The organism is Streptomyces sp. Ag82_O1-12, assembly GCF_900182715.1.
GTDB lineage: Bacteria > Actinomycetota > Actinomycetes > Streptomycetales > Streptomycetaceae > Streptomyces > Streptomyces massasporeus.
Genome location: NZ_FXUW01000001.1, coordinates 4,884,215 through 4,905,038, shown reverse-complemented (window position 1 = coordinate 4,905,038; position 20,824 = coordinate 4,884,215). Strand labels below are relative to the sequence as shown.

Genomic DNA, 20,824 nt, shown 5'->3' with positions numbered 1-20,824 from the left:
GGTGGCGGACTGGGCGAGGGGACTGATGACCTGGGTCCTCGACGTGCCCGGCGGGGAAGGCACCGGCGCGAGGCGGAGGACGCTCAGGAACCGCGTCAGACACAGGATCGGCCGAGTGAACCGGAGCGGGCCGCCGGACGTACTGAACGCCAGGTGGACGATCTTCGGGCCGGGGACAGCGGGAATGGTGGTCGGGTGGGGGTGACGTACAAGTACTTCGGTGCGCCCGACGGCGCGACCGCGGCCCGCGTCCCGATCTCGATGCGCCCCGAGGAGCTCGGCGGCGACGAGCTCGGCATGAACGGCATGTTCACGAAGATCAAGCCGGAGACCATGGCGGCCATGGTCCTCACGGGCATCGAGGGCGTCCCCCTGCACAAGGTCCCACCCCTTGAACTGGTCGTCCTGCACCCCGACTACGCCGTGGTCAAACTCCCCATGACGGTCGTCGACCCCCTGCGCGGCATCGGCGAGGAAGCGGTGGGCGCGGCGGCCTTCATCTGGTCGACGGTCCCGGACCGGGGCGGGCCCCGGGACGCGTTCAACGTGTACCAACTGCTGCACGAGTGGCAAGACTTCAGCCATCGGCTGCATGAGGCGGGGCATCAGCCTTATTGCTTGGTGTGGCCCTGAGCTGGGGTTTCAGGGGTTTCGGGCGGGGTTTCTGACCCCGCCCTCGTCATGCCCGGCCGCCACTGTCCGGCCTGGGTCCCTGGGGTTTGCGGTGCTTGCCGGTGCCGGAGCCGAGTGGCTTCGGCACGGGCCCTGAAGGTGAGGGCCCGTTGGCCTCTGGGTACAGGATGGCTTGGGCCTCGGCCAGGCCGGCGGCGAACCCGTACAGCTCCCAGGTGTGCCCGTTCCAGCGCTCGACGGCGCGGGGCGCATCCGGGTTCAGATGCGATGCCCTGGGCCCGTCGCCGAACACAACAGGCACGGCGCGAAGTCGGCCGATCCTCGTGTCACGGCGCTCCGCCCAGTCCTGCAGCGGCTCGTCGTCCATCCTGGCGTTCCTCACGTCGGTGGCGGCTATCTCAGGAGGGTAGCGGCCACTGCGGGCCGTTCGGGTTCCCGAGCCAGACGGCATGCTGGTCGCGGGAGACGGTCACGCCGAACGCCGCGGTGTTCGGTGAGCCGTGCTCCTCCCAGGTAGCCACCGCCGATTCGACCGCGTCCCACAGGCGGCGGGGGCCGCCCTGGCGGACTTGCCAGCCGCTGTCCGTGGGAGCGAGGCCAAGCAGGCGGGATGCTGCGGAAGCCGCATGTGGCGATCAGCCGGTCGTATGGGGCTCCGTCGGGGTGGCCGGCGCGGCCGTCCCTCACCAGCAGCTGGGGGGTATGACCGGATTCGGTGAGGGCGCGTGGCCGGCTCGTCGGGCCACGCCTTCGTCCGTCTCGATCGAGGTCACCCTCTCGCTACCGAGCCGGTGCCACATCAGTGCTGTCGAGTATCCGGTTCCGGTGCCCCTCTCCCAGGGCGACTGCGCCACCGTCGACAGACCGAACCAGTCCGTCGGCGGCTGACCGCGCGCACCGCCGCCCTGCACAACCCTGCACTGCACGCCTATGACCCTTCCGGGCGCCCTGTATGCGCCAGCACAGTCGTTCTGCTTCTGCGTCCAGCCCCCGTACGAACGACTTCGAGGAAGGCCCGTATGCGAACCGAGTTGGACACGTCCCAGCAGACCCTCAGCGCGGCCGCCCTGCTGCAGGGCGCCCGCAGTGCCGTGGAGCAGAGCTACCCCTGCGACGACTCGCTCGCCCGGGCCGCGCTGCACCTCATCGAGTGCGCCACGGACGTCGTGGTGCGGCTGCCCGAGCGCGATCTGGCCTCCGCCCGTGACGTGCTGGGCGCGGCCCGGGCCGCCGTGGTGACGGCGACCGTGGCCGTGCGCGAGATCCACGACCGGGAACGCGGCGAGCAGGCCGCCGCCCCCGGCGGCCCCGGAAGGGTGGTCTGCGGACTCGACCGATAGGCGTTGCATTCAACGACGTTGCCCCGTCGCCATGGAGCGGTTTTCAGCCGCCGGCGACGGGGCTCTTCGCATATGCCGGAAGGTACCTGCAGTGGATTCCCACCTACGCACTGCACAAGTGTGACCTTATTGCGGAGCAGTCGCGGCCGAAGAATGGACATTGCGAGCGGGGGAGCCGCTCAAAACACCGGACGAGAAAGAGGAACGAAATGCTCCGCACGATCTCCCTTCACCTGACCGCCACCCGCGTCCGTGGTCTGCGCACCCTGACCGCCGTCGCCGCCGCCGGTTTCCTCGCCGCCGCCGCCGTCCCCGCGGTCGCCGGCCCGGCCGGCGCCCCCGCCGCCACCACGGTCGTCGCGGGCGAGACGCCCGACGACCACGGCTGGGACTGACCCGCACCACTTCAGCCAGCCGACATCAAGCCAGGTCAACGGAGGGAAACGCAATGACGATCAGCCCGGCGATCGAGACCGCCCCCGACGAGAGCACCGTCTTCACCCCCGAGATCGAACTGCGCAGCGAGATCACCGTCGAGCTCGTCGATCACACCGCGTCCGACCTCGGCGTCGTCCGTGCGGCGCGCGTGTCCACGGCCGGCGAGGAGGCGCACCGCGAGGAACGCGGCGACGATTACATAGGCGGCCTCATCCGATATCTCATGCGCAGCCGCCACGGCAGCCCTTTCGAGCACAACTCCATGACCTTCCTGGTGCACGCGCCGATTTTCACGATCCGGCACATGATGCGGCACCGAATGTGGTCCTTCAACGAGGAAAGCGCGCGTTACAAGGACCTGAAGAGCGTGTTTTACGTACCGGACCGCGAGCGCGCCCTGAAGCAGATCGGCAAGCCGGGCCACTACCAGTACGTGCCGGGCGACGAGCAGGACTACGACCTGGTGAGCACCGCCACCAGTGAGGCCTACCGCGCCGCGTTCCGCGAGTACCAGCGGATGCTCGACGCCGGCATCGCCCGCGAACTGGCCCGCGTGGTCCTGCCGGTGGCGACGTACTCCACCGTCTACGCGACCTGCAACGCCCGTTCCCTGATGCACTTCCTGGGCCTGCGCACCAACCGCGCCGACGCCGCCTACGTCTCGCACCCGCAGCGCGAGATCGAGGTCGTGGCCGAGCAGATGGAGGAGCAGTTCGCCCGTCTGATGCCGCTGACCCACGAGGCGTTCGAGAAGTTCGGCCGGGTCAGCCCCTGACCCGGAGGGGGTCCCTGCCATGCGTATCACCGTCTACGCGGGATCGGCCCTGGGCAACCGGCCGGTCTACCGGGAAGCGGCGGCCGTGTTCGCCAAGGAGATGGTCGCCGCGGGCCACGAGATCGTCTACGGCGGCGGAGCGGCAGGCCTCATGGGTGTGGTCGCCGACTCCGCGCTGGCGGCCGGCGGCCGGGTCACCGGCGTCATGCCGACCCATCTCGTCGACGCCGAGGTCGCCCACCGGGGTCTGACCGAACTGCACGTCGTCGACACCATGCACCAGCGCAAGCAGCTCATGGCCGACCTCGCGGACGCGTTCATCGCGCTGCCGGGCGGGGTGGGCACCGCCGAGGAGATCCTCGAGGTGTGGGCCTGGCTGGTGCTCGGCACCCATCAGAAGCCCGTCACGCTGCTGAACGTCGAGGGCTACTGGGACCGGCTGCTGCGCATGACCTGCCGCATGTCCCTCAGCGGCTTCCTGCGCGAGGAGGAACTCGGCACCCTCGCGCCCGTCGCGGACGCCGCCGAGTTCCTCCGCCTCGTGCGGGACTGGGAGCCCCCGCCGCCGCGCTGGGGCTGACCGAAACACCCTCGCCAGGGCTGAAATCGAGAGTAGGAGCGATGTCGCTACTGAATGCTGAGAGCGCGGTCGGCCGGACCGCCGAGGTGACCGTGGTCGAGGGCTACGTCCCGGTGATCGACCTGAGTTCGGCACGGTCGTCGGCCGCGGCGGACCGCCGGCTCGGCGCCGTGATCGACGAGGTCTGCCGCACCAGCGGGTTCCTCGTGATCGTCGGTCACGGGGTGCCGCAGGACGCCATACGGGAGATGTACCGGGCCACCCGCGAGTTCTTCGCGCTGCCCGCCGAGGAGAAGGCGAAACTGCTGGCGGTCCCGGAGGACCCGCTGATGCGCGGCTTCGGCCGCAAGGGGAGCCTCGCCGCCTCCAACACGGACGCCGAGGTGGAGCGCGAGCGCAGCCTGCCCGACGTCTCCGAGACCTTCACGATCAACCGGCTCGGTGAGCCGGACGGCAAGGACCGGCTCCCCGCCGACGCCGACCCGGCACTGGCCACCCCGAACCACTGGCCCGCGCTGCCCGGCTTCGCCGAGGCCTACCGGTCGTACTACGGGGCCATGGAGGTCCTGGCCGCCGACATCATGCGGCTGTTCGCGCTCGCCCTCGACCTGCCCGAGGACTGGTTCGAGGACAAGATCGACCGGCACATGACGAACCTGACGGCGAACTACTACCCGCGTCAGACCGTGCCGCCGGCCCCGGGCCAGCTGCGCAAGGGCATCCACAGCGACTGGGGCAGCCTGACGATCCTGTACCAGGACGACGGCCCCGGCGGCCTCCAGGTCCTGGACAAGAACGGCGACTGGCTCGACGTGCCGTACATCGAGGGCTCGTTCGTGGTCAACATCGGCGACCTGATGGCGATCTGGACCAACAACCGCTGGGTGAGCACGGTCCACCGGGTCGTGAACCCGCCGCGCGAACTGGCCGACCGGGAACGTTATTCGGTGCCGTTCTTCCACCAGCCGTCCTACGATGCGCTGATCGAGTGCATCCCCACCTGTACCGGGCCGGACAACCCGCCCAGGCACGCGTCGGTACGGTCCGGCGACTACATCACCGGGAAGTTCAGCAGGGCGTACGGCGGTTGACGGTGGAGCCCGCACGCCGCCCGGCGGTGGTACCGGCGAGAGCAAGGTGAGATGACGTGGCCAGAGCAGCTCTGCTTCTCGGCGTCGAGAACACGGCGGCCGAGTGCATCGTGCGGGCGGCGCGGCGCCTCGACGTGCGGGTGCACGCCGCCACGCACCGGGACCTGTACGAGCGGTGCCGTCCGCAGATCCGCGGAGAGCTGGGCGGGGTGGTGTTCACGGACTTCCGCTCCGCCGACCAGGCCGTCGACCAACTCGCCGACTACTGCGCCCGGCAGGGCATCGAGGCGGTGGCGGTCAGCGGGGCGCAGTTCTCCCCGCTGGCCGCGGCCCTCGCCGTCCGGCTGGGCGCGCCGGGGCACTCCGAGAGCCTCGCTCCGGCCAGTCGTCACAAGTGGCAGATGGCGCAGGCGCTGCAGCGGGGCGGCGTGCCCAGTGCGCGCACCGTCGCCCTGGTCTCCTTCGAGGCCGCCGAGCAGCGCCTGGCGGCGGCAGGTCTTGACTACCCCGTCGTGGTCAAACCGGTGGAGAACACCGGGTCGGTGGGCGTGAGCGTGATGGACGGACCCGGGGAGCTCCGGCCGGCCGTCCGCCGGGCGCTGAACCACTCCTCGGATCCGACGTACGGCCTCGCCTACGACACGGTGGCCCTCGCCCAGGAGTACCTGGAGGGCCCGGAGTACAGCATGGTGAGCGTGCTGCACTCCGGGAACTGCACCCACTCGGTGCTGACCCGGAAGTACACGACCGAGGGCCGGGAGCGCGAGGAGACCGGGTACACCGTGCCGCACGGCCTGGACGAGCGGACGGCGGCCCGGGCGGCCGGCACCGTGCTGCGGGGTCTGCGGGCGCTCGGCCTGCGGGACGGGATCGCGCACACCGACCTCAAGCTGACGCCGGAGGGCCCGGTGCTCATCGAGATCGACGCCGGCCCGCCCGACGGGGCCGTGCTGCAGGCGATCCAGCACGCCACCGGAATCGACCTGGCCGAGGCGTACGTCCAGGCCGTGCTCGGCGAGGAGCCGACGGCGCGGCCGGTGCGCCGGGGCGCCGCCGCGCTGCGCTTCATCAACACCTCGGCGCACGGCACCTTCCGGGGCCTGACGGGGCTCGTGCTGAACCCGCATCTGGCCGCCGCGCGTTCCTACGTCGACCCGGGCGAACTGATCGGCGGTGCCGCGGCGACCCACACCCGGGTGGGCCATGTGATCGTCACGGCGGACGCTCCGGCGGAGGCCGACCGGCGGGCCGAGGCCGTCATGACACTGGTCGACTGCGACGTGGAGGCCTGAGCCCACCCCGCACCGGCACACGGTCGACGGCGGTCCACTCCCTTTGATTCGTACACCAGTTCGTGGCCGTCGTCGTGCGGCATGACCGAAAACCGGAGAGATCCCATGAAGGACACGGAAGGTCCGGCACGAAGAAGGCTGGGCGTGGGATGGCGGCTGCACGGCGACGGCCGGGCGCCCCGTCCCGGAGCGGCCGTGCTGCCGCACGAACGCCTCTCCTGGCCGCGCACCCTGGGCCTGGGCGCCCAGCACGTGGTGGCGATGTTCGGCGCGACGTTCGTCTTCCCCGTGGTGATGGGCCTCGACCCGAACCTCGCCATCATGATGTCCGGCGTGGCGACCGTGCTGTTCCTGCTCGTCGTGCAGGGCCGGGTGCCGAGCTACCTGGGCACCAGCGCGTCGTTCGTCGGCGGGGTCGCCGCGATCCGCGCGGCGGGCGGCAGCACGGCCCAGGTCACCGGCGCGATCGTGGTCGCGGGCCTGGTCCTCGCGGTCGTCGGCCTGCTCGTCCACCGCATGGGACCGGGCCTGGTCAACCGGGCGTTCCCGCCCGTGGTGGCCGGTGCGGTGGTGCTGCTGATCGGCCTCAGCCTTGCTCCGGTGGTGGCGGACATCTACTGGCCGCAGGACCAGTGGACGGCGCTCGCGACCATGAGCGTGGTCATCGCGGCGGGTGTGCTGCTGAGCGGCTTCTGGAGCCGGCTCGCCGTGTTCGTCGGACTCGTCTTCGGCTACGTCCTGTCCTGGGCCCTGGACCGGGTGGCCGGCCCGATCACCGCGCCCGGCCCGGACGGCAAGGTCACCACGCACGCACGCGTGCAGCTGGACTCGGTCGCCTCCGCCGACTGGTTCGGGCTGCCCACCCTGCACTCCCCGTCCTTCAGCGTCTCCGCGGCGCTGCTCGTGCTGCCGGGCGTGATCGCGCTGATCGCGGAGAACACCGGGCACGTCAAGGCGGTGGGCGAGATGACCGGCGAGAACCTCGACCCGGTGCTCGGCCGTGCCGTGCTCGGCGACGGCCTGGCCACCGCGGTCTCGGCGGCGGTCGGCGGCCCGCCCACGACGACGTACGCGGAGAACATCGGTGTGATGGCGGCGACCCGGGTCTACTCCACCGCCGCGTACTGGGCGGCCGCGGGCGCGGCACTGGCCTTCGGGCTCTGCCCCAAGTTCGGCGCGCTCGTCGCGGCCACGCCCGGTGGGGTGCTGGGCGGCATCACGGTGGTGCTGTACGGGATGATCGGGCTGCTCGGCGCCAAGATCTGGATCAAGGCGCGGGTGGACTTCTCGGACCCGGTCAACCTGGTGCCCATCGCGGCCGGTTCGGTCCTCGGCATCGGCGGGGTCACCGTCACCCTGGGCGACTTCTCCGTCGGCGGCATCGCGCTGGGCACGGTGGTGACGCTGCTGGGGTACCACCTGCTCGCCGCGGGCCGCCGCTGGGGCGCGGAGGTACCGGAGCCGACGCCGCAGCCGGCCACCGAGAACCGACCGGAAGAGCCTCGGCCGGTCGCAGGGAACCGTCCGGAAGAGCCTCGGCCGGTCGCAGGGAACCGACCGAAGGAACCGCGGCCGGCCCCCGGGAACCGGCCGCAGGAAGCGCAACCGACCCCCGGAAACCGGACGACGGAACCGCAGCCCGAGCCCATCGCAGGGAACCGGCCGAAGGACCAGCGGCCGGCCGAGCCCACCGCGGTCTGACCCAACACGCCTCACCCCGCAGGGCCGCGAGCATCCTCCCGCTCGCGGCCCTGTTCACACGCCGAAGGCCGCGAGCATCCCTCCGCTCGCGGCCCTCTTCCGTGCCGGTGGCTCACGGCCCGGCCATGTCTCCCGGTTCCGCGACCGAACGGGCCGCCAGCATGCCCAGCTGGTAGCCGAGCTGGAACCGGGTCTCCGCCTTGAGCTCGGACTTCAGCTTGGCCAGGTGCGTGGCGTAGGCCCGGGTGCTCAGCCCGATCCGCTTGGCGATCGCGGTGTCGCTGTCGCCGTTGATCAGGCAGCGGATGATGGTCTCGCGCAGCACCCCGCTGATGTGGCTGGACTCGTTCGGCGTGCGCGATCCCTCGAACGGCTTCGCCCGCAGCCAGTTGCGCTCGAACACGCCCACGAGGAACCGTACGACGGCCGGCTCCCGGATGATCACCGCCTGGTCGCGTTCGTTGTCGGCCGGGATGAACGCCACGCTGCGGTCGATGACGATCAGCCGGTCGAACAGCTCGTCCATGGTGCGCACCTGGGCGCCGAGCGCGGTCATGTCGGCCACGTACTGCCGGGTCGGGCTGTCGTGCCAAGCCGTGTGCTGGTAGAGCGTGCGGACCTCCACACCGCGGCCGAGCAGCTCGGCCGTCTGCATCCGCACCTTCTCCAACGTGTCCTTGGGCCGCCCGCCGCCGGGCTGCGCGGTGAACAGCTCCTTGGTGGCCTGCTGCACCGACTCGTTGACGATCGCGCTGATCGCGGCCTTGCCCTCGATACGGACGATGGGCTCGCCGTCCTGCGGGCGCGGGCCCTTGCGCGACTCGGCGATCAGGGGCTGCAACAGGTCGGTCAGGCTGCGGGCCTCGTCCAGCATGGTCAGGGCCGTGGACCGCAGCAGGGCCCCGAGCCGGGCCTCCACCACGCCGGGGTCGACGACGGACACCTGCTCGGGTGCGGCCGGATCCTGACTGACCATGCCCATCGCCAACAGCTCGCCGAGCGTGCCCTCGTCGAGGTCGCAGTCCTCCCGGCGGACCGGTTCGGCACTGCCGCCCGACTGCCCGAGCCATTCCTTGCGGAGCAACTCGACATAGGTCGAGCGGGCTCTGGTGCTGGGTATCGGGACCACGGACTTTGCTGGACTCATCGCCAACTCCCCCGGAGTGAGGTCGGTAGTCGCAAACCCGCGAGAGTGTAACTCTTTCCCATCTGTCCGCGTGCAGACAATCGCGCAGCGTAATGCCGGGGCAATATTTCCGCGGGCGGGGGCGACTTCCGGTCAGGCCTACCCGTCCACCGCCCGGTCCTCGGGCTCCCCGTCGCCGGCCCCGTCCTCCAGGGGCAGTCCCAGGCGCCAGGCGCGGTATCCGGCCTGGAACCTGCTCTCGGCGTCGAGTTCGTCGGTGATGTCCCGCAGGTGACGGCGCAGGGTGCGGGGGGCCATGCCGAGGCGGCGGGCGATCACGTCGTCCTTGAGGCCGGCCGCCATCAGCCGCAGGATGGCCAGTTTCAGATCGTCGGAGGCCAGCCGGTCCTGGGCGGTCTCGGCCTGCTCGGTGAGCCGTCCGCCGTTCACGTCGTCGAGGTCGAACGGCCGCCCGGACCGCCACAGCGTCTCGAACATCCGGTACAGGAACCCCACGACGGTCGGGTCGGTGACGATCGACGCGCCCGGCGGGCGTCCCTCGACGCGGGGCTGCGGAACGAACGCGGTCTCCCGGTCGAAGATGATGACCCGGTCGAACACCTCGGCGGTGGTGCGGATCTGCGCGCCCGCCGCCGACACGGCACGCACATAGGTCTGGGTCGTGAGGCTCGCCCGCGCGGTGTGCTGGTAGAGCGTGCGCACCCGCACCCCCCGCTCCAGCATCCCGACGCTCTCGGCGACGATCCCGTGCAGCGTGTTCGGGCTGCGGCCGCCGCCGGGCTGGATGCTGACCATCTCCTCCATGCACAGCCGGGTCATCGCCGACAGCTCCCGCCGCACCTCGGCGGGGCTGTCCACCTGCCGGAGCCGGTCGGTTCTGCGCCCGCTGCGGGAGTGCTCGGCGAACAGCGCGGCAAGCGGCCTCAGCCGGGTGTGCAGCCGGGTCAACTCCCGCTGCCGTTCGCGTATCTCGCGCTCCAGCGGGGCCCGCGCGGTCACCTCCGCGACGGTCGGGTCCACCGGCGTCCACGCCTCGTCGTCGCCGAGCCGCTGGAGCAGACCGAGGCGCGCCAGGTCGTCGGCGGCTATGCTCAACTCCCCTTCGGCAAGCCCCAGTTCCCGGGCGGCCTCGCCGGGGTCACGGAGCGTGCCGTGGCGCAGGGTCCACTCGTAGAGCAGCAACGAGCCCTGCCGGAGCGTCGGTTCCGGTTCCCGCTGCTGTGTTCCCGAACGCTCCATCGTCGGCTTCCTCTTCCGGTCAGGCCACCTTGGGCCACCGATTATCTCTCCGCTCGGCGCAGGAACGCTGCCAGAATCCTCGTATCGCGCTGCACGAATCGGCATGGCTGTGCGGCCATGGCCCCCCGAAAGGGTGAAGAATGCGCCGAATCGCTTTCCTGCGATCCATCGAGATTCAGCAGACCAAGCCTTATCTCACAAGTCTTGAGTCGAGGTTCGAACGGGAGGGAATAGAAGCCAAACTCTTTTACACGGACGGCGATTGCGGGCCGGACGACTTTCCGGGTACGGCCGAGAAGCTGCCCGGCGACATCTCGCCGGCGGAACTCGCCAAGAAGGTGATCGACTGGTCCGCCGACGGCGTGGTGTCGCTGTCCATCGCGGATGAGAACGCCCTGCGTGACGCGGTGGTGAAGCGGATCCTGGAGCCCGTCGGCATCCCCATGGTCGGCCACAGCCTGGCGGCCGTGCACGTCGGCTCCAACAAGTGGGAGACGAAGGGCCTGCTGCGGGACCACGGCTTCGACATACCCGGCGGCATCCTCGTCGACAGCGATGTGCTGGCCGGCCGCGGACTGCGGATCCCCGCCTATGTCGACTCCATTCTGATGCAGGCTTCCGATCTCGGATATCCGTTGATCAGCAAGCCGTTGTGGGACTGCATGGGCGTCGGCATGGTGGCGATATCCGACGAGAGTGAACTCCAGGAGCATCTGGCCCGGCCGCACGACGGCAATTTCATTCTGGAGCAGTGCGTCTCCGGGGAGATCTGCTCGGTGGAGGTCGTGGGCGCCCGCGGTTCCTACGTGGTGCAGCCCCGGGTGTGGCAGGGCCCGGCCGAGGCCGGACCGGTCTTCAACTTCGGCCGGCTGCGCTACGCCGCTCCGCGCCCCGGGCACGACGAGGCGTTCGCGCCCGTCGCCGAGAAGCTCCAGGCGCTGTGCCGCGCGCTGGACCTGGAGGGCGCCATCGGGATCGACATGATCTACCAGGACGGGCGTTACAAGATCCTGGAGATCAACCCCCGGGTCACCGGCACCACCACCCCCTGCATCGCCGCGTCCGGCTTCAACACCTACGACTGTCTGCTGTCGATCCTGGACGGCAGCTGGCCCGCGCCCGGGGTGCCGGCCGTGGCACCCGTCCGGCAGGTGTGCCTGCAGTTCCCGATCCACGACCCGACACCGGAGTTCGTCCGCGACGCCGGCCGCGAGCTGGACGTCGTCCGCACCCAGACCCTCACCATCGACGGTGTGCGGCACCCCAACATCATCCTCACCTGCGCACTCGAGGACCGGCCCGAACTGCCCGCGAAGCTCGCCTCGTTGTGGCGGCGGCACCGGTTCACCGCCGAGGCGCTCCTGGCGCAGATCGCGCGGGCCGTGGGGGCCGCCGTGCCCGACCTGACGGAACCGGTTCAGTGACATGAACATGAAAACGTATCGCAAGGTGCTGGCCCACCAGGGCATCGGATCGCTGATGCTCCTGGGCCTGTTCTCCAAGATCGCCGTGGTGGCGATCCCCGTCGTCCTGAACCTCGCCGTGGTCCTCGGCCTGGACCGCGGGTTCGGCGCCGCCGGACTGGTCATCACGGCCTGGACGGTCGGCGTGGGCATCGGCGGGCCCCTCCAGGGCCGCATGATGGACCGCCACGGAGCCCGCCCGGTGCTGCTGGCCTCGGTCGCCGCCCAGGTGCTTTTCTGGGGCCTGGGCCCGCTGCTGCCCTACGAGGGGCTGATCGCCGGCGCGCTCGCGGTCGGGCTGCTCAACCTGCCCGGCTTCGCCCTGGTGCGGCTGCGGCTGGCGGTGGCGATCCCCGACGAGGACCGCAACGCGGCCTTCGCCCTGGACGCCATGACCTCCAACATCTCGTACATGGTGGGCCCCGCCCTCGGCGTCACCGTCGCCACCGCCGTCTCCAGCACGGCCTCCATGCGCGGACTCGGCGTCATCATCAGCCTCGCGGGGCTCGGACTCGCCGCGCTCGACCCGGCGGTGAAGGCGGCCACATCCCCGGCCGCCACCGGCACCCAGCCACCGAAGCCGACGTTCCGGCAGTGGTTCACGCCCGCCCTGGTGCCCGTCCTCATGGCGACCACCGCCACCACCCTGGCCACCGCCGGGTACGAGACGGCCATCGTCGGCGGACTGCGCCACGCGGGCCAGATGGAGTTCTCCGGCCTGGTGCTGACCGTCTGCGGGTTCTGCTCGCTGATCGGCGCCCTCGTCTACGGCACGATCAAGCGCCCGCCCGGCTTCGCCGTCATCGCCGGCCTGGTCGGGCTCACCACCGTCGTCGGCGGCTTCGCGACCGGCGACTGGCGGCTGCTCTGCCTCGCCATGGTGCTCCCGGCGGCCCTGTGCTCACCCGCGTTCGCCTCCACCGGCAGCGCGGCCAGCGCCCTCGCCCCGGAAGGCTCCCGCGGCGTCGTCATGGGCTGCTACAGCGCCGCCCTCACCGTCGGCAACAGCGTCGGACCCGCCCTGTCCGGAGCGGTCCAGGACTCGGCCGGCCCCCGCTGGGCCTTCGTCGTCATCGGCCTGGCCGGTGCCGCCCTGTCCGCCCTCGCCCTCACGGGACACCTCTGGCTGGGCCGCCGCCCCACCGGGAGCAGCACACCGGAGCCCGACCGCGCCGCCCTGGCCGAAGCGAAGGCCTGAGCCGCCGCACGGCCACCCGCCCGACCTCACAACCCCCTGACGCAGCAAGGAGAAGTGATGAGCACCAAGGGTCACGTCGTCCTCGTCGACGCCTTCGGCACGGCGCGGTTCTACCCGCCGGAGTTCCGCGACGCCGGCTATGAGTGCGTGCGCGTGCAGAGCACCCCCGAGCAGCCGGCGGCCTTCGCCTCCTCGCTCGACCTGTCCCTCTACGCGGACAACATCGTCCACCACGGGGACTTCGAGGACACCCTGCGCCGGGTGAGCGCCTACGAGCCGGTCGCCGTCATGGCCGGGCACGAGTTCGGCGTCGAGTTCGCCGACCGGCTCAGCGAGGCGCTGGGCCTGCCCACCAACGGCACCGCCCTCAGCAAGGCCCGCCGCGACAAGTTCACGATGATCGAGACGATCAAGGCGGCCGGGCTGCGCGGCGCCCGCCAGCTGCTGGCCACCAGCGCCGACGAACTGGAGGCCTGGCACGCGGAGCACGGCGGCCGCGTCGTCGTGAAGCCCCTGTCCAGCGCCGGCAACGACGGCATCCGGTTCTGCGACACCCCGCAGGACAGCGCCGCCGCCTTCCGCGAACTCACCGGCGCCGACAACCTGTTCTCGCAGCGCAACGAGGGCGTCGTCGCCCAGGAGTACCTCTACGGCGGCGAGTACATGGTCAACACCGTCAGCCGGGACGGCCGCCACCACGTCACCGACATCATCGCCACCACCCGCATCTCGGTGAACGGCGTGCACGACATCTCCAACTCCGTCTACCTGCTGCCCCGTCGCGGCGATGTGCAGGACCGGCTGGTCCCCTACGCGCTGAGCGTCCTGGACGCCCTCGGCGTGCGGCACGGCCCCGCCCACATCGAGCTGAAGCTCACCCCCGAGGGGCCGGTGCTGATCGAGATGGGCGCCCGGATCTGCGGCGGCGACCTGCCGTACTACGTCCGTCACGCCACCGGCGAGTCCCCCTTCGACTGGGCCGTCGACGCCTACGTCCGGCCCGAGCGCTTCCAGGCCCGGCACGCCCAGGACTACACGATCAAGCAGCACTTCGCCTCCGTCGGCCTGGTCTCCCCGACCACCGGCCGGCTCGCCGCGCTGCGCCACATCGAGGACATCAAGAAGCTGGAGAGCTTCTACGACTTCTCGCAGTTCGTCCCCGCCGGCGGCGAGATCGTGCCCACCACCGACGACATGACCTACGTCGGCTTCGTGCGGCTCTTCCACGAGATGGAGGAGGTCGTCATGCGCGACATCGGCACCATCCACTACCTCGACGGCGAGGGCATGTACGAGCTGGCCGGGGAGGAGTGAGCATGCCCCGCGCCCCGAAGCCGCACCTCGTGGTCATCAACCGCTGGCGCGAGAGCTACGCCCGCTATGCCGCGTACGTGGACCACGACACCCACCACGTCTCGTACATCACCACCGAAGTGGGCCTGCCCTCCGTGCCTCAGGCCGCCGTCGACGTCGTCCTGGTCGAGCGCACCGACGACCTGGAGGCCGTACGCGCCGCCACCCGGCTGCTCGCCGCCCGGTACGGACCGCCCCAGGGCATCGTCACCCTCAAGGAGGACGACCTGCTGGTCGCGGCGGCCCTGCGCGAGGAGTGGGACTGCCCGGGCCCGCGCACGGAGTTCCTGGAGCCGTTCCGCGACAAGTTCCTGATGGCCACCGCCGTCGCCGAAGCCGGTCTCGACGTACCGGACTTCGCCCTCGCACCCGACGCCCGCACCGTCGTGGACTTCGGCCGGACGCACGGCTGGCCGCTGGTGGTGAAGCCCACCCGGGGCAGTTGCAGCGAGGGCGTCGTACGGCTCGACGGCCCCGAGGACGTACCCCGGCTGGACTTCACCGGCGAACCGCTGCTCGTGCAGCGCTTCCAGGCGGGCCGGATCTACCACGTCGACGGCGTCTTCACCGGCTCCGAGCTGCTGCACTGGACCGCGTCCCGGTACGTCAACACCTGCCTGGGCTTCCGCACGGGCAGCTTCCTCGGCTCGGTCGAGGAGGACGACGAGGGGGTCCTCGCGGCGATCGGCGCCTACGCCGTCGAGGCCCTGAAGGCCCTGACCGGGCAGGCGACCGTCTTCCACCTGGAGGTGTTCGTCGACACCGTCGCGGGCCGGCCGCACGTCAGCTTCCTGGAGGTCGGGGCGCGGGTCGGCGGCGCCGAGATCGCCTTCGTGTGGCGCGAGGTGCACGACTACGACCTGATGCACGCGGCCTTCCGGTTCCAGCTGGGCCGCCCCCTGCCGCCCGGCGCGCCGAAGCCGGACCGCGAGTTCGGCGGCTACCTCCTGATCCCGGCCCCGGCCGCGCGCCCCTGCCGCATCACCGAGGTCACGCCGATGACCGGCCGCACCCCCGGCCCCTACGCCGAGGCCCTGCTCGACGTGGGCGAGGTCCTGCCGCTCGCGGACGCCTACTACGAGCACGTCGGCGGCCGGTTCCGCTTCCGCGGGCGCGCGAGCGGGGAGGTGGAGGCCGCGCTGAAGGAGACGGCCGGCGGGTTCCGGGTATCGGCTGTGGCGATGCCGGCGGCGGAGACGGTCGCCGCGTGAGGCCGATGTCCGAAGGGCAGTGGAGGTCGTTCGTCCTCACCGGCACCCGCACGGGGAAGCTGGCGACGCATCGCAAGGACGGACGGCCCCACGTCACCCCGGTGTGGTTCCTCCTGGACGACACCCCCGACGGCGCACCGCAGATCGTGTTCACCACCTGGCACGCCTCCCTCAAGGCCAGGGCGCTGCTGCGCTCCCCTCGGTTCGCGCTGTGCGTGGACGACCAGGAGCCGCCGTACAGCTACGTGATGCTCGACTGCACGGCGCAGCTCACCCAGGACCCCGAGGAGCTGCGCCACTGGGCGACCCGCATCGGCGCGCGCTACATGGGCGAGGACCTGGCCGGCCGGTACGGCGAGCGCAACTCCGTGCCGGGTGAGTACCTGGTGCGGGCGACGGTGCACGAGGTCCTCGCGTACGGCGGCATCGCGGACTAGCGGCACGGACGGGAGGCCCGCCGCGTCAGTCGAGGCCGCCGCCCACCGTGAAGCCGGTGACCGTGCCGCCGCCCTCCCGCCGGAACGCGAAGGGCGCTCCCCCGTGGGCGAGGGCCACCTCGCGGACGATGGACAGGCCGAGGCCCGAGCCCGGCAGGGAGCGGGCGTCGGCGGCGCGGTAGAAGCGGTCGAAGACCCGGGTGAGGTCGCGCTCGGCGATGCCCGGCCCCCGGTCGAGGACCTCGACCCGGATCCGGCCGGGCCGGGCGGGCCCCGAGACGACGATCTCGACGGGTGCCCTGCCGCCCTGGTCGAACTTCACCGCGTTCTCCACGAGGTTGGACAGCGCCCGGGTCAGCATCCCGGGCCGTCCGTCGGTCGTGGTGTCGCCACTCGCGCGCAGCCGGATCTCCCGGCCGCTGCGGCGCCGGGCCACCCCCGCCACCTCCTCGGCGATGTCGGCGAGGTCCACCCGGCGCGGCGGCTCGGTGTCGGACTGCCCGGCCGCGAGATCCACCAGCTCGTTGACCAGGTCGGTCAGCTCCCGGGCCTCCTGGCCCAGGTCGGCGACCAGTTCCTCGCGGGCCGTCGGCGGGAGTTCGTCGATCCGGCGCAGCAGGGAGATGTTGGTACGCAGCGAGGTCAGCGGCGTGCGCAGCTCGTGGCCCGCGTCCTGGACCAGACGGCGCTGGTCCTCCTCGGACTGCGCGAGGCGGCCCAGCATGCGGTCGAAGGCCCGGCCGAGCCGGCCCACCTCGTCATGACCGGCCACCGGCACCTGGATGCCCAGCCGGCGGGTGCGGGCGACGTCCTCGGCGGCGTCGGTCAGCACGACCAGGCGGCGGGTGATCCGCCGGGCCAGCCACCAGCCGAACAAGCCCGCGCCCACCACCACGGCGGCCATCAGCAGCAGCGTCCGCTGCTGGAGCGCCCGCAGCAGGTCCTCGACGTCGCTGAACTCCTGCGCGACCTGCACCGCACCCCGCCCGCCGCCGAGGGAGACGGTGGCGACGCGGTAGACGTCGCTGCCCACGTCGACGTCCTTGTGCTCGGCCACCTGCCCGGACGGCTCCTCGGCGGCGATCCGCGCGTCGGTGCCGGTGACCGGCAGCCCCGGACTGCCCGCGTCGACGACGTGCCCGTCCGGGCCGAGCACCTGCACGTCGGTGCGGGCGGGCCGTACGAGGTCGTGGCCGGGCGCGGCGGACGAGAAGTCGCCGGGCGTCATGTGGTTCTGCCGCACCTCGTCGCGCAGGTCCTGCACGACCTCGTCGAAGACCGTCTGCTGGTCCACCCGCACCAGCCGGGCGGCCGCGCTGTAGGACAGGATGCCGACCAGGATCGTCACGGCCGCCGTCACCGCCGCGAACGACACGGCGAACGTGGTGCGCAGCGAGACCAGCTTCGGCCGCCGCCCGGCCAGCAGGCGGCGCAGGCGCCCCACTCAGTCCTCCCGCAGCACGTAACCCACGCCGCGCACCGTGTGGATCAGCTGCGGCGCGTCCGGCTCGTCGAGCTTGCGGCGCAGGTAGCCGACGTAGACGGCGAGGTTCTTCGAGCCGGGCCCGAAGTCGTAGCCCCAGATGCGGTCGTAGATCGTGGAGTGGTCGAGGACGATGCCCGCGTTGCGCACCAGCAGTTCCAGCAGCTCGAACTCGGTGCGGGTCAGTTCCAGCTCGCGCGCGCCGCGCCAGGCCCGGCGCGCCTGCGGGTCCATGCGGATGCCGGCCGCCTCGATGAACCGCTCCGGGAGCGCCTTGGGAGCCTCGGCCGCGGGTGCGCCGCCGGCGCCCACCGGGCTGGTGCGGCGCAGCAGGGCGCGCAGCCGGGCGAAGACCTCCTCCACGTCGAAGGGCTTGACCACGTAGTCGTCGGCGCCCGCGTCCAGCCCGGCGATCCGGTCGGCCGTCTCGACGAGGGCCGTCAGCATCAGCACCGGCGTGCGGTCGCCCTCGGCGCGCAGCACCCGGCACACCTGGAGCCCGTCGATGCCGGGCATCATCACGTCCAGGAGGAGCACGTCCGGGCGGTTGCGGTGGGCCTGCGCGAGCGCCTCGACCCCGTCGGCGACCGCCATGACCTGGTAGCCCTCCAGGGTCAGGGCACGCTCCAGGGCGTTGCGGATGGCGCGGTCGTCTTCGGCGAGCAGCACGGTGTGGGGCACGCGTCCAGTGTGCCAAGCCGCCCGGCCCCCCAGGCCGTATGCGCTGCGCCGGGGCGTCCTTCTTACTCCCCTCTCACCGGGGGCCGGGCAACCCGGGAGCCGGGTCCTGCCGTCTCCTCACCGAGGGTCGCGGGCGAGGCGGGACGCGTGCGTCGGGGCGTCCGGCACGTCCGCCGGGCGGTCCACGGCGAACTCCTTGCGCAGCGCCGGCACGACCTCCTCGCCCAGCAGGTCGATCTGCTCCAGCACGGTCTTCAGCGGCAGCCCGGCGTGGTCGATCAGGAACAGCTGGCGCTGGTAGTCGCCGGCGTACTCGCGAAAGGCCAGCGTCTTCTCGACGACCTGCTGCGGGGAGCCGACGGTCAGCGGCGTCTGCTCCGTGAAGTCCTCCAGCGACGGCCCGTGGCCGTACACCGGCGCGACGTCGAAGTAGGGCCGGAACTCGCGCACCGCGTCCTGGGAGTTCTTCCGCATGAAGACGTGCCCGCCGAGTCCGACGATCGCCTGCTCGGGCGTGCCGTGGCCGTAGTGGGCGTAGCGCGTGCGGTACAGCTCGACCATGCGCTTGGTGTGGTCGGCCGGCCAGAAGATGTTGTTGTGGAAGAAGCCGTCGCCGTAGTACGCGGCCTGCTCGGCGATCTCCGGGGAGCGGATGGAGCCGTGCCAGACGAAGGGCGGTATGCCGTCCAGCGGGCGGGGCGTGGCCGTGAAGCCCTGCAGGGGCGTGCGGAACTTCCCCTCCCAGTCGACGACGTCCTCGCGCCACAGGCGGTGGAGCAGGGCGTAGTTCTCGACGGCGAGGTTGATGCCCTGCCGGATGTCCTGCCCGAACCAGGGGTAGACCGGGCCGGTGTTCCCGCGGCCCAGCATCAGGTCCACCCGGCCGTCGGCCAGGTGCTGGAGCATCGCGAAGTCCTCGGCGATCTTCACCGGGTCGTTGGTGGTGATCAGGGTCGTGGCCGTGGAGAGGATCAGCCGCTCGGTGCGGGCCGCGACGTAGCCGAGCATCGTGGTCGGCGACGAGGGCACGAAGGGCGGGTTGTGGTGCTCGCCGGTCGCGAAGACGTCGAGCCCCACCTCCTCGGCCTTCAGCGCGATGGCGACCATGGCCTTGATCCGCTCGCGCTCGGTCGGGGTCCGGCCGGTGGTCGGGTCGGGCGTGACGTCGCCGACGCTGAAGATCCCGAACTGCATGGTCGCTCACCCTCCAGGTTGTTTACGGTTCAACCATACCTGGAGAACGGCGGCCCACGTGGGGCTATTCCCAGCGGGGGTCCCTGCCGGTCCGCGCCAGCAGCCGCTCGAACGCCGACGCGCCCGCACCCTCGGGAACCGGCTCCCCGAACACGCCCATCTTCCGGGCCGTCGGCGCCAGCTGGTCCACCGCGCCCGCCAGCTCCGTCACGACCGCCTCGTCGGCGCCCGGGAAGTCCTGGCCCGTCGCCCGCGCCAGGTCCCACACGTGCACCGTCAGATCGAGCAGCGCCATCGAGCCGACCAGCCGGGCCGGCATGTCCATCGCACCGGTCGTGCCCTCCTCGGCACCCGGCACGGACCAGGCCGCCACCAGCCGGTCCGCCTCCCGCGCGAACCGCTCACGCCATCCGGGATCCTCGGCGACCACACCGGCCGTCTCACCGAAGTCCGACGCCTCCTTCGCGGCCAGCCGCTGGAACTGCGCGATCACCTGGAAGAGGTGATCGACCAGAGCCCGCACGTCGTACTCGGCGCAGGGCGTGGGAGCGGCCAGCGCCGCGTCCGGAATGCCCCGCACCACCGGCACCGCCCGCTCCCTCGCCAGGGCCAGCAGCTCACCGATGCCGTGGGTCCTCACCGCGTTCGTGTCCATACCCCGACCCTAGGCAGGCCGGGGTCCGCCCCTCTTGAAGAAACGCGACGTACGATCCGGCCATGGAGGCACCCCGCCACGACACCCGCGGGATCGTCGACCCGTCCGCGCTGCTCGACCGCGTCCGATTCCGCCGCCACGAGCCCGCCGAGCCCCTGCGCCGGTACGTCGAGTGGTACTGGCTCATCGACTGGGACCTGCCCGCGCCCTACGCCTCCCACGTCGTCCCGCACCCCGCCGTCAACCTCACCTTCCAGTGGGACGAGTCCGGTGAGACGGAAGGGCCGCCGTACGCCGAGGTCACCGGCGTCGCCCTGGGTCTGTACACCAGGAAGCTGACCGGACGGGGCCGCGTCTGCGGGGCGAAGTTCCGCCCCGGCGGCTTCCGGCCCTACACCCCCGAGGTACCCGTCTCCCGGTGGACGGGCCGCGCGCTGCCCGCCCGGGAGGTGTTCCCGCAGATCACCGGCGACACCGCCCGCACCGTCGTCACCGCCGCCGGCGACCAGGCCCGGGTGGCCGCCCTGGACGCCTTCCTGCTCTCCCTGCCCCACGCCCCGGACCCGCAGGCCGACCTCGCGATCGATCTCGTCCGGCACATCCGCGCCGACCGCACCGTGCGCCGCGTCGGCGACTTCGCCCGCGCCGAGGGCCTGTCGGTGCGTGCCCTGCAACGGCTGTTCGCCACCTGCGTGGGGGTGAGCCCCAAGTGGGTCATCCTCCGCTACCGCATCCACGAGGCCCTGGAACAGGCCGGCACCCGCGACGACATCGACTGGGCCACCCTCGCCGCCGACCTCGGCTACGCCGACCAGGCCCACCTCGTACGGGACTTCACGGCGACGGTGGGGGTGCCGCCCACCGCGTACGCGGCGGAGACCCGGGCCGGACGCGCCGAGCCCTGAGAGCCCGT

The 20,824-nt window shown here is 71.7% G+C and carries 21 protein-coding genes; 14 read left to right on the top strand and 7 right to left on the bottom strand.

Annotated features, from left to right (window positions below; genetic code table 11):
• Positions 1 to 195: 195 nt before the first annotated feature.
• Positions 196 to 633 carry a hypothetical protein gene (locus QOL88_RS22575; protein WP_003974483.1) on the top strand — a complete coding sequence of 146 codons (438 nt, stop codon included), beginning with the start codon at positions 196 to 198 and terminating at the stop codon, positions 631 to 633.
• 46 nt (positions 634 to 679) lie between these two features.
• Here QOL88_RS22575 and QOL88_RS22570 read toward each other — a convergent pair whose 3' ends face one another.
• Positions 680 to 1,000 (bottom strand): DUF6087 family protein, encoded by a 321-nt coding sequence (locus QOL88_RS22570; protein ID WP_097218852.1) that lies wholly within the window; start codon positions 998 to 1,000, stop codon positions 680 to 682.
• A 652-nt stretch (positions 1,001 to 1,652) separates the two neighbouring features.
• Here QOL88_RS22570 and QOL88_RS22565 point away from each other — a divergent pair.
• The 7 genes from QOL88_RS22565 to QOL88_RS22535 all read left to right on the top strand — a co-directional run bounded on the left by QOL88_RS22565 (position 1,653) and on the right by QOL88_RS22535 (position 7,850).
• Positions 1,653 to 1,973, top strand: a complete 321-nt coding sequence (locus QOL88_RS22565) for a hypothetical protein (RefSeq protein WP_257027860.1) — start codon at positions 1,653 to 1,655, stop codon at positions 1,971 to 1,973.
• A gap of 209 nt (positions 1,974 to 2,182) precedes the next feature.
• Positions 2,183 to 2,368 carry a hypothetical protein gene (locus QOL88_RS22560; protein WP_097218850.1) on the top strand — a complete coding sequence of 62 codons (186 nt, stop codon included), beginning with the start codon at positions 2,183 to 2,185 and terminating at the stop codon, positions 2,366 to 2,368.
• 53 nt (positions 2,369 to 2,421) lie between these two features.
• The gene (gene thyX, locus QOL88_RS22555; RefSeq protein WP_031102742.1) at positions 2,422 to 3,186 is read left to right on the top strand and encodes an FAD-dependent thymidylate synthase; all 765 of its coding nucleotides are present in this window, start codon (positions 2,422 to 2,424) and stop codon (positions 3,184 to 3,186) included.
• Between the two features lie 19 nt (positions 3,187 to 3,205).
• Positions 3,206 to 3,766 carry an LOG family protein gene (locus tag QOL88_RS22550; RefSeq protein ID WP_031102743.1) on the top strand — a complete coding sequence of 187 codons (561 nt, stop codon included), beginning with the start codon at positions 3,206 to 3,208 and terminating at the stop codon, positions 3,764 to 3,766.
• A gap of 41 nt (positions 3,767 to 3,807) precedes the next feature.
• On the top strand, positions 3,808 to 4,857 hold the full coding sequence (locus QOL88_RS22545; protein ID WP_257027859.1) for an isopenicillin N synthase family dioxygenase: 1,050 nt from the start codon (positions 3,808 to 3,810) through the stop codon (positions 4,855 to 4,857).
• 56 nt (positions 4,858 to 4,913) lie between these two features.
• A complete protein-coding gene (locus tag QOL88_RS22540; protein ID WP_097218847.1) occupies positions 4,914 to 6,149 on the top strand; it encodes an ATP-grasp domain-containing protein in 1,236 nt (411 codons plus the stop codon).
• Between the two features lie 105 nt (positions 6,150 to 6,254).
• On the top strand, positions 6,255 to 7,850 hold the full coding sequence (locus QOL88_RS22535; protein ID WP_257027858.1) for a uracil-xanthine permease family protein: 1,596 nt from the start codon (positions 6,255 to 6,257) through the stop codon (positions 7,848 to 7,850).
• Positions 7,851 to 7,962: 112 nt separating this feature from the next.
• Here the strand turns inward: QOL88_RS22535 and QOL88_RS22530 are convergent, their stop codons facing one another.
• Both QOL88_RS22530 and QOL88_RS22525 read right to left on the bottom strand, forming a co-directional pair.
• Positions 7,963 to 8,997, bottom strand: coding sequence for a LuxR family transcriptional regulator (locus QOL88_RS22530; protein ID WP_143668879.1), 1,035 nt, complete (start codon positions 8,995 to 8,997; stop codon positions 7,963 to 7,965).
• A 138-nt stretch (positions 8,998 to 9,135) separates the two neighbouring features.
• The gene (locus tag QOL88_RS22525) at positions 9,136 to 10,236 is read right to left on the bottom strand and encodes a helix-turn-helix transcriptional regulator (protein ID WP_097218845.1); all 1,101 of its coding nucleotides are present in this window, start codon (positions 10,234 to 10,236) and stop codon (positions 9,136 to 9,138) included.
• A 140-nt stretch (positions 10,237 to 10,376) separates the two neighbouring features.
• On the opposite strand from QOL88_RS22525, the gene QOL88_RS22520 reads away from it, so the two are divergent.
• Genes QOL88_RS22520 through QOL88_RS22500 form a run of 5 tightly spaced genes read left to right on the top strand, consistent with a single transcriptional unit; the run spans position 10,377 to position 15,898 of the window.
• The gene (locus QOL88_RS22520; RefSeq protein WP_097218844.1) at positions 10,377 to 11,660 is read left to right on the top strand and encodes an ATP-grasp domain-containing protein; all 1,284 of its coding nucleotides are present in this window, start codon (positions 10,377 to 10,379) and stop codon (positions 11,658 to 11,660) included.
• Between the two features lies 1 nt (position 11,661).
• Positions 11,662 to 12,897, top strand: a complete 1,236-nt coding sequence (locus QOL88_RS22515) for an MFS transporter (RefSeq protein ID WP_097218843.1) — start codon at positions 11,662 to 11,664, stop codon at positions 12,895 to 12,897.
• 57 nt (positions 12,898 to 12,954) lie between these two features.
• Positions 12,955 to 14,211 carry an ATP-grasp domain-containing protein gene (locus QOL88_RS22510; protein ID WP_097218842.1) on the top strand — a complete coding sequence of 419 codons (1,257 nt, stop codon included), beginning with the start codon at positions 12,955 to 12,957 and terminating at the stop codon, positions 14,209 to 14,211.
• Positions 14,212 to 14,213: 2 nt separating this feature from the next.
• Positions 14,214 to 15,461, top strand: a complete 1,248-nt coding sequence (locus QOL88_RS22505; protein ID WP_097218841.1) for an ATP-grasp domain-containing protein — start codon at positions 14,214 to 14,216, stop codon at positions 15,459 to 15,461.
• A gap of 5 nt (positions 15,462 to 15,466) precedes the next feature.
• Positions 15,467 to 15,898 carry a PPOX class F420-dependent oxidoreductase gene (locus tag QOL88_RS22500; protein ID WP_097218840.1) on the top strand — a complete coding sequence of 144 codons (432 nt, stop codon included), beginning with the start codon at positions 15,467 to 15,469 and terminating at the stop codon, positions 15,896 to 15,898.
• Between the two features lie 25 nt (positions 15,899 to 15,923).
• Here QOL88_RS22500 and QOL88_RS22495 read toward each other — a convergent pair whose 3' ends face one another.
• The 4 genes from QOL88_RS22495 to QOL88_RS22480 all read right to left on the bottom strand — a co-directional run bounded on the left by QOL88_RS22495 (position 15,924) and on the right by QOL88_RS22480 (position 19,911).
• A complete protein-coding gene (locus tag QOL88_RS22495) occupies positions 15,924 to 17,342 on the bottom strand; it encodes a sensor histidine kinase (protein ID WP_097218839.1) in 1,419 nt (472 codons plus the stop codon).
• Positions 17,343 to 18,062: a response regulator transcription factor gene (locus QOL88_RS22490; protein WP_097218838.1), complete on the bottom strand. Its 720-nt coding sequence runs from the start codon at positions 18,060 to 18,062 to the stop codon at positions 17,343 to 17,345.
• Positions 18,063 to 18,179: 117 nt separating this feature from the next.
• A complete protein-coding gene (locus QOL88_RS22485) occupies positions 18,180 to 19,256 on the bottom strand; it encodes an LLM class flavin-dependent oxidoreductase (protein WP_097218836.1) in 1,077 nt (358 codons plus the stop codon).
• Positions 19,257 to 19,320: 64 nt separating this feature from the next.
• A complete protein-coding gene (locus tag QOL88_RS22480) occupies positions 19,321 to 19,911 on the bottom strand; it encodes a TIGR03086 family metal-binding protein (RefSeq protein ID WP_097218834.1) in 591 nt (196 codons plus the stop codon).
• 62 nt (positions 19,912 to 19,973) lie between these two features.
• Here QOL88_RS22480 and QOL88_RS22475 point away from each other — a divergent pair, with 62 nt between their 5' ends.
• On the top strand, positions 19,974 to 20,816 hold the full coding sequence (locus tag QOL88_RS22475; protein ID WP_097218831.1) for a DUF6597 domain-containing transcriptional factor: 843 nt from the start codon (positions 19,974 to 19,976) through the stop codon (positions 20,814 to 20,816).
• The last annotated feature ends 8 nt before the right edge of the window (positions 20,817 to 20,824 follow it).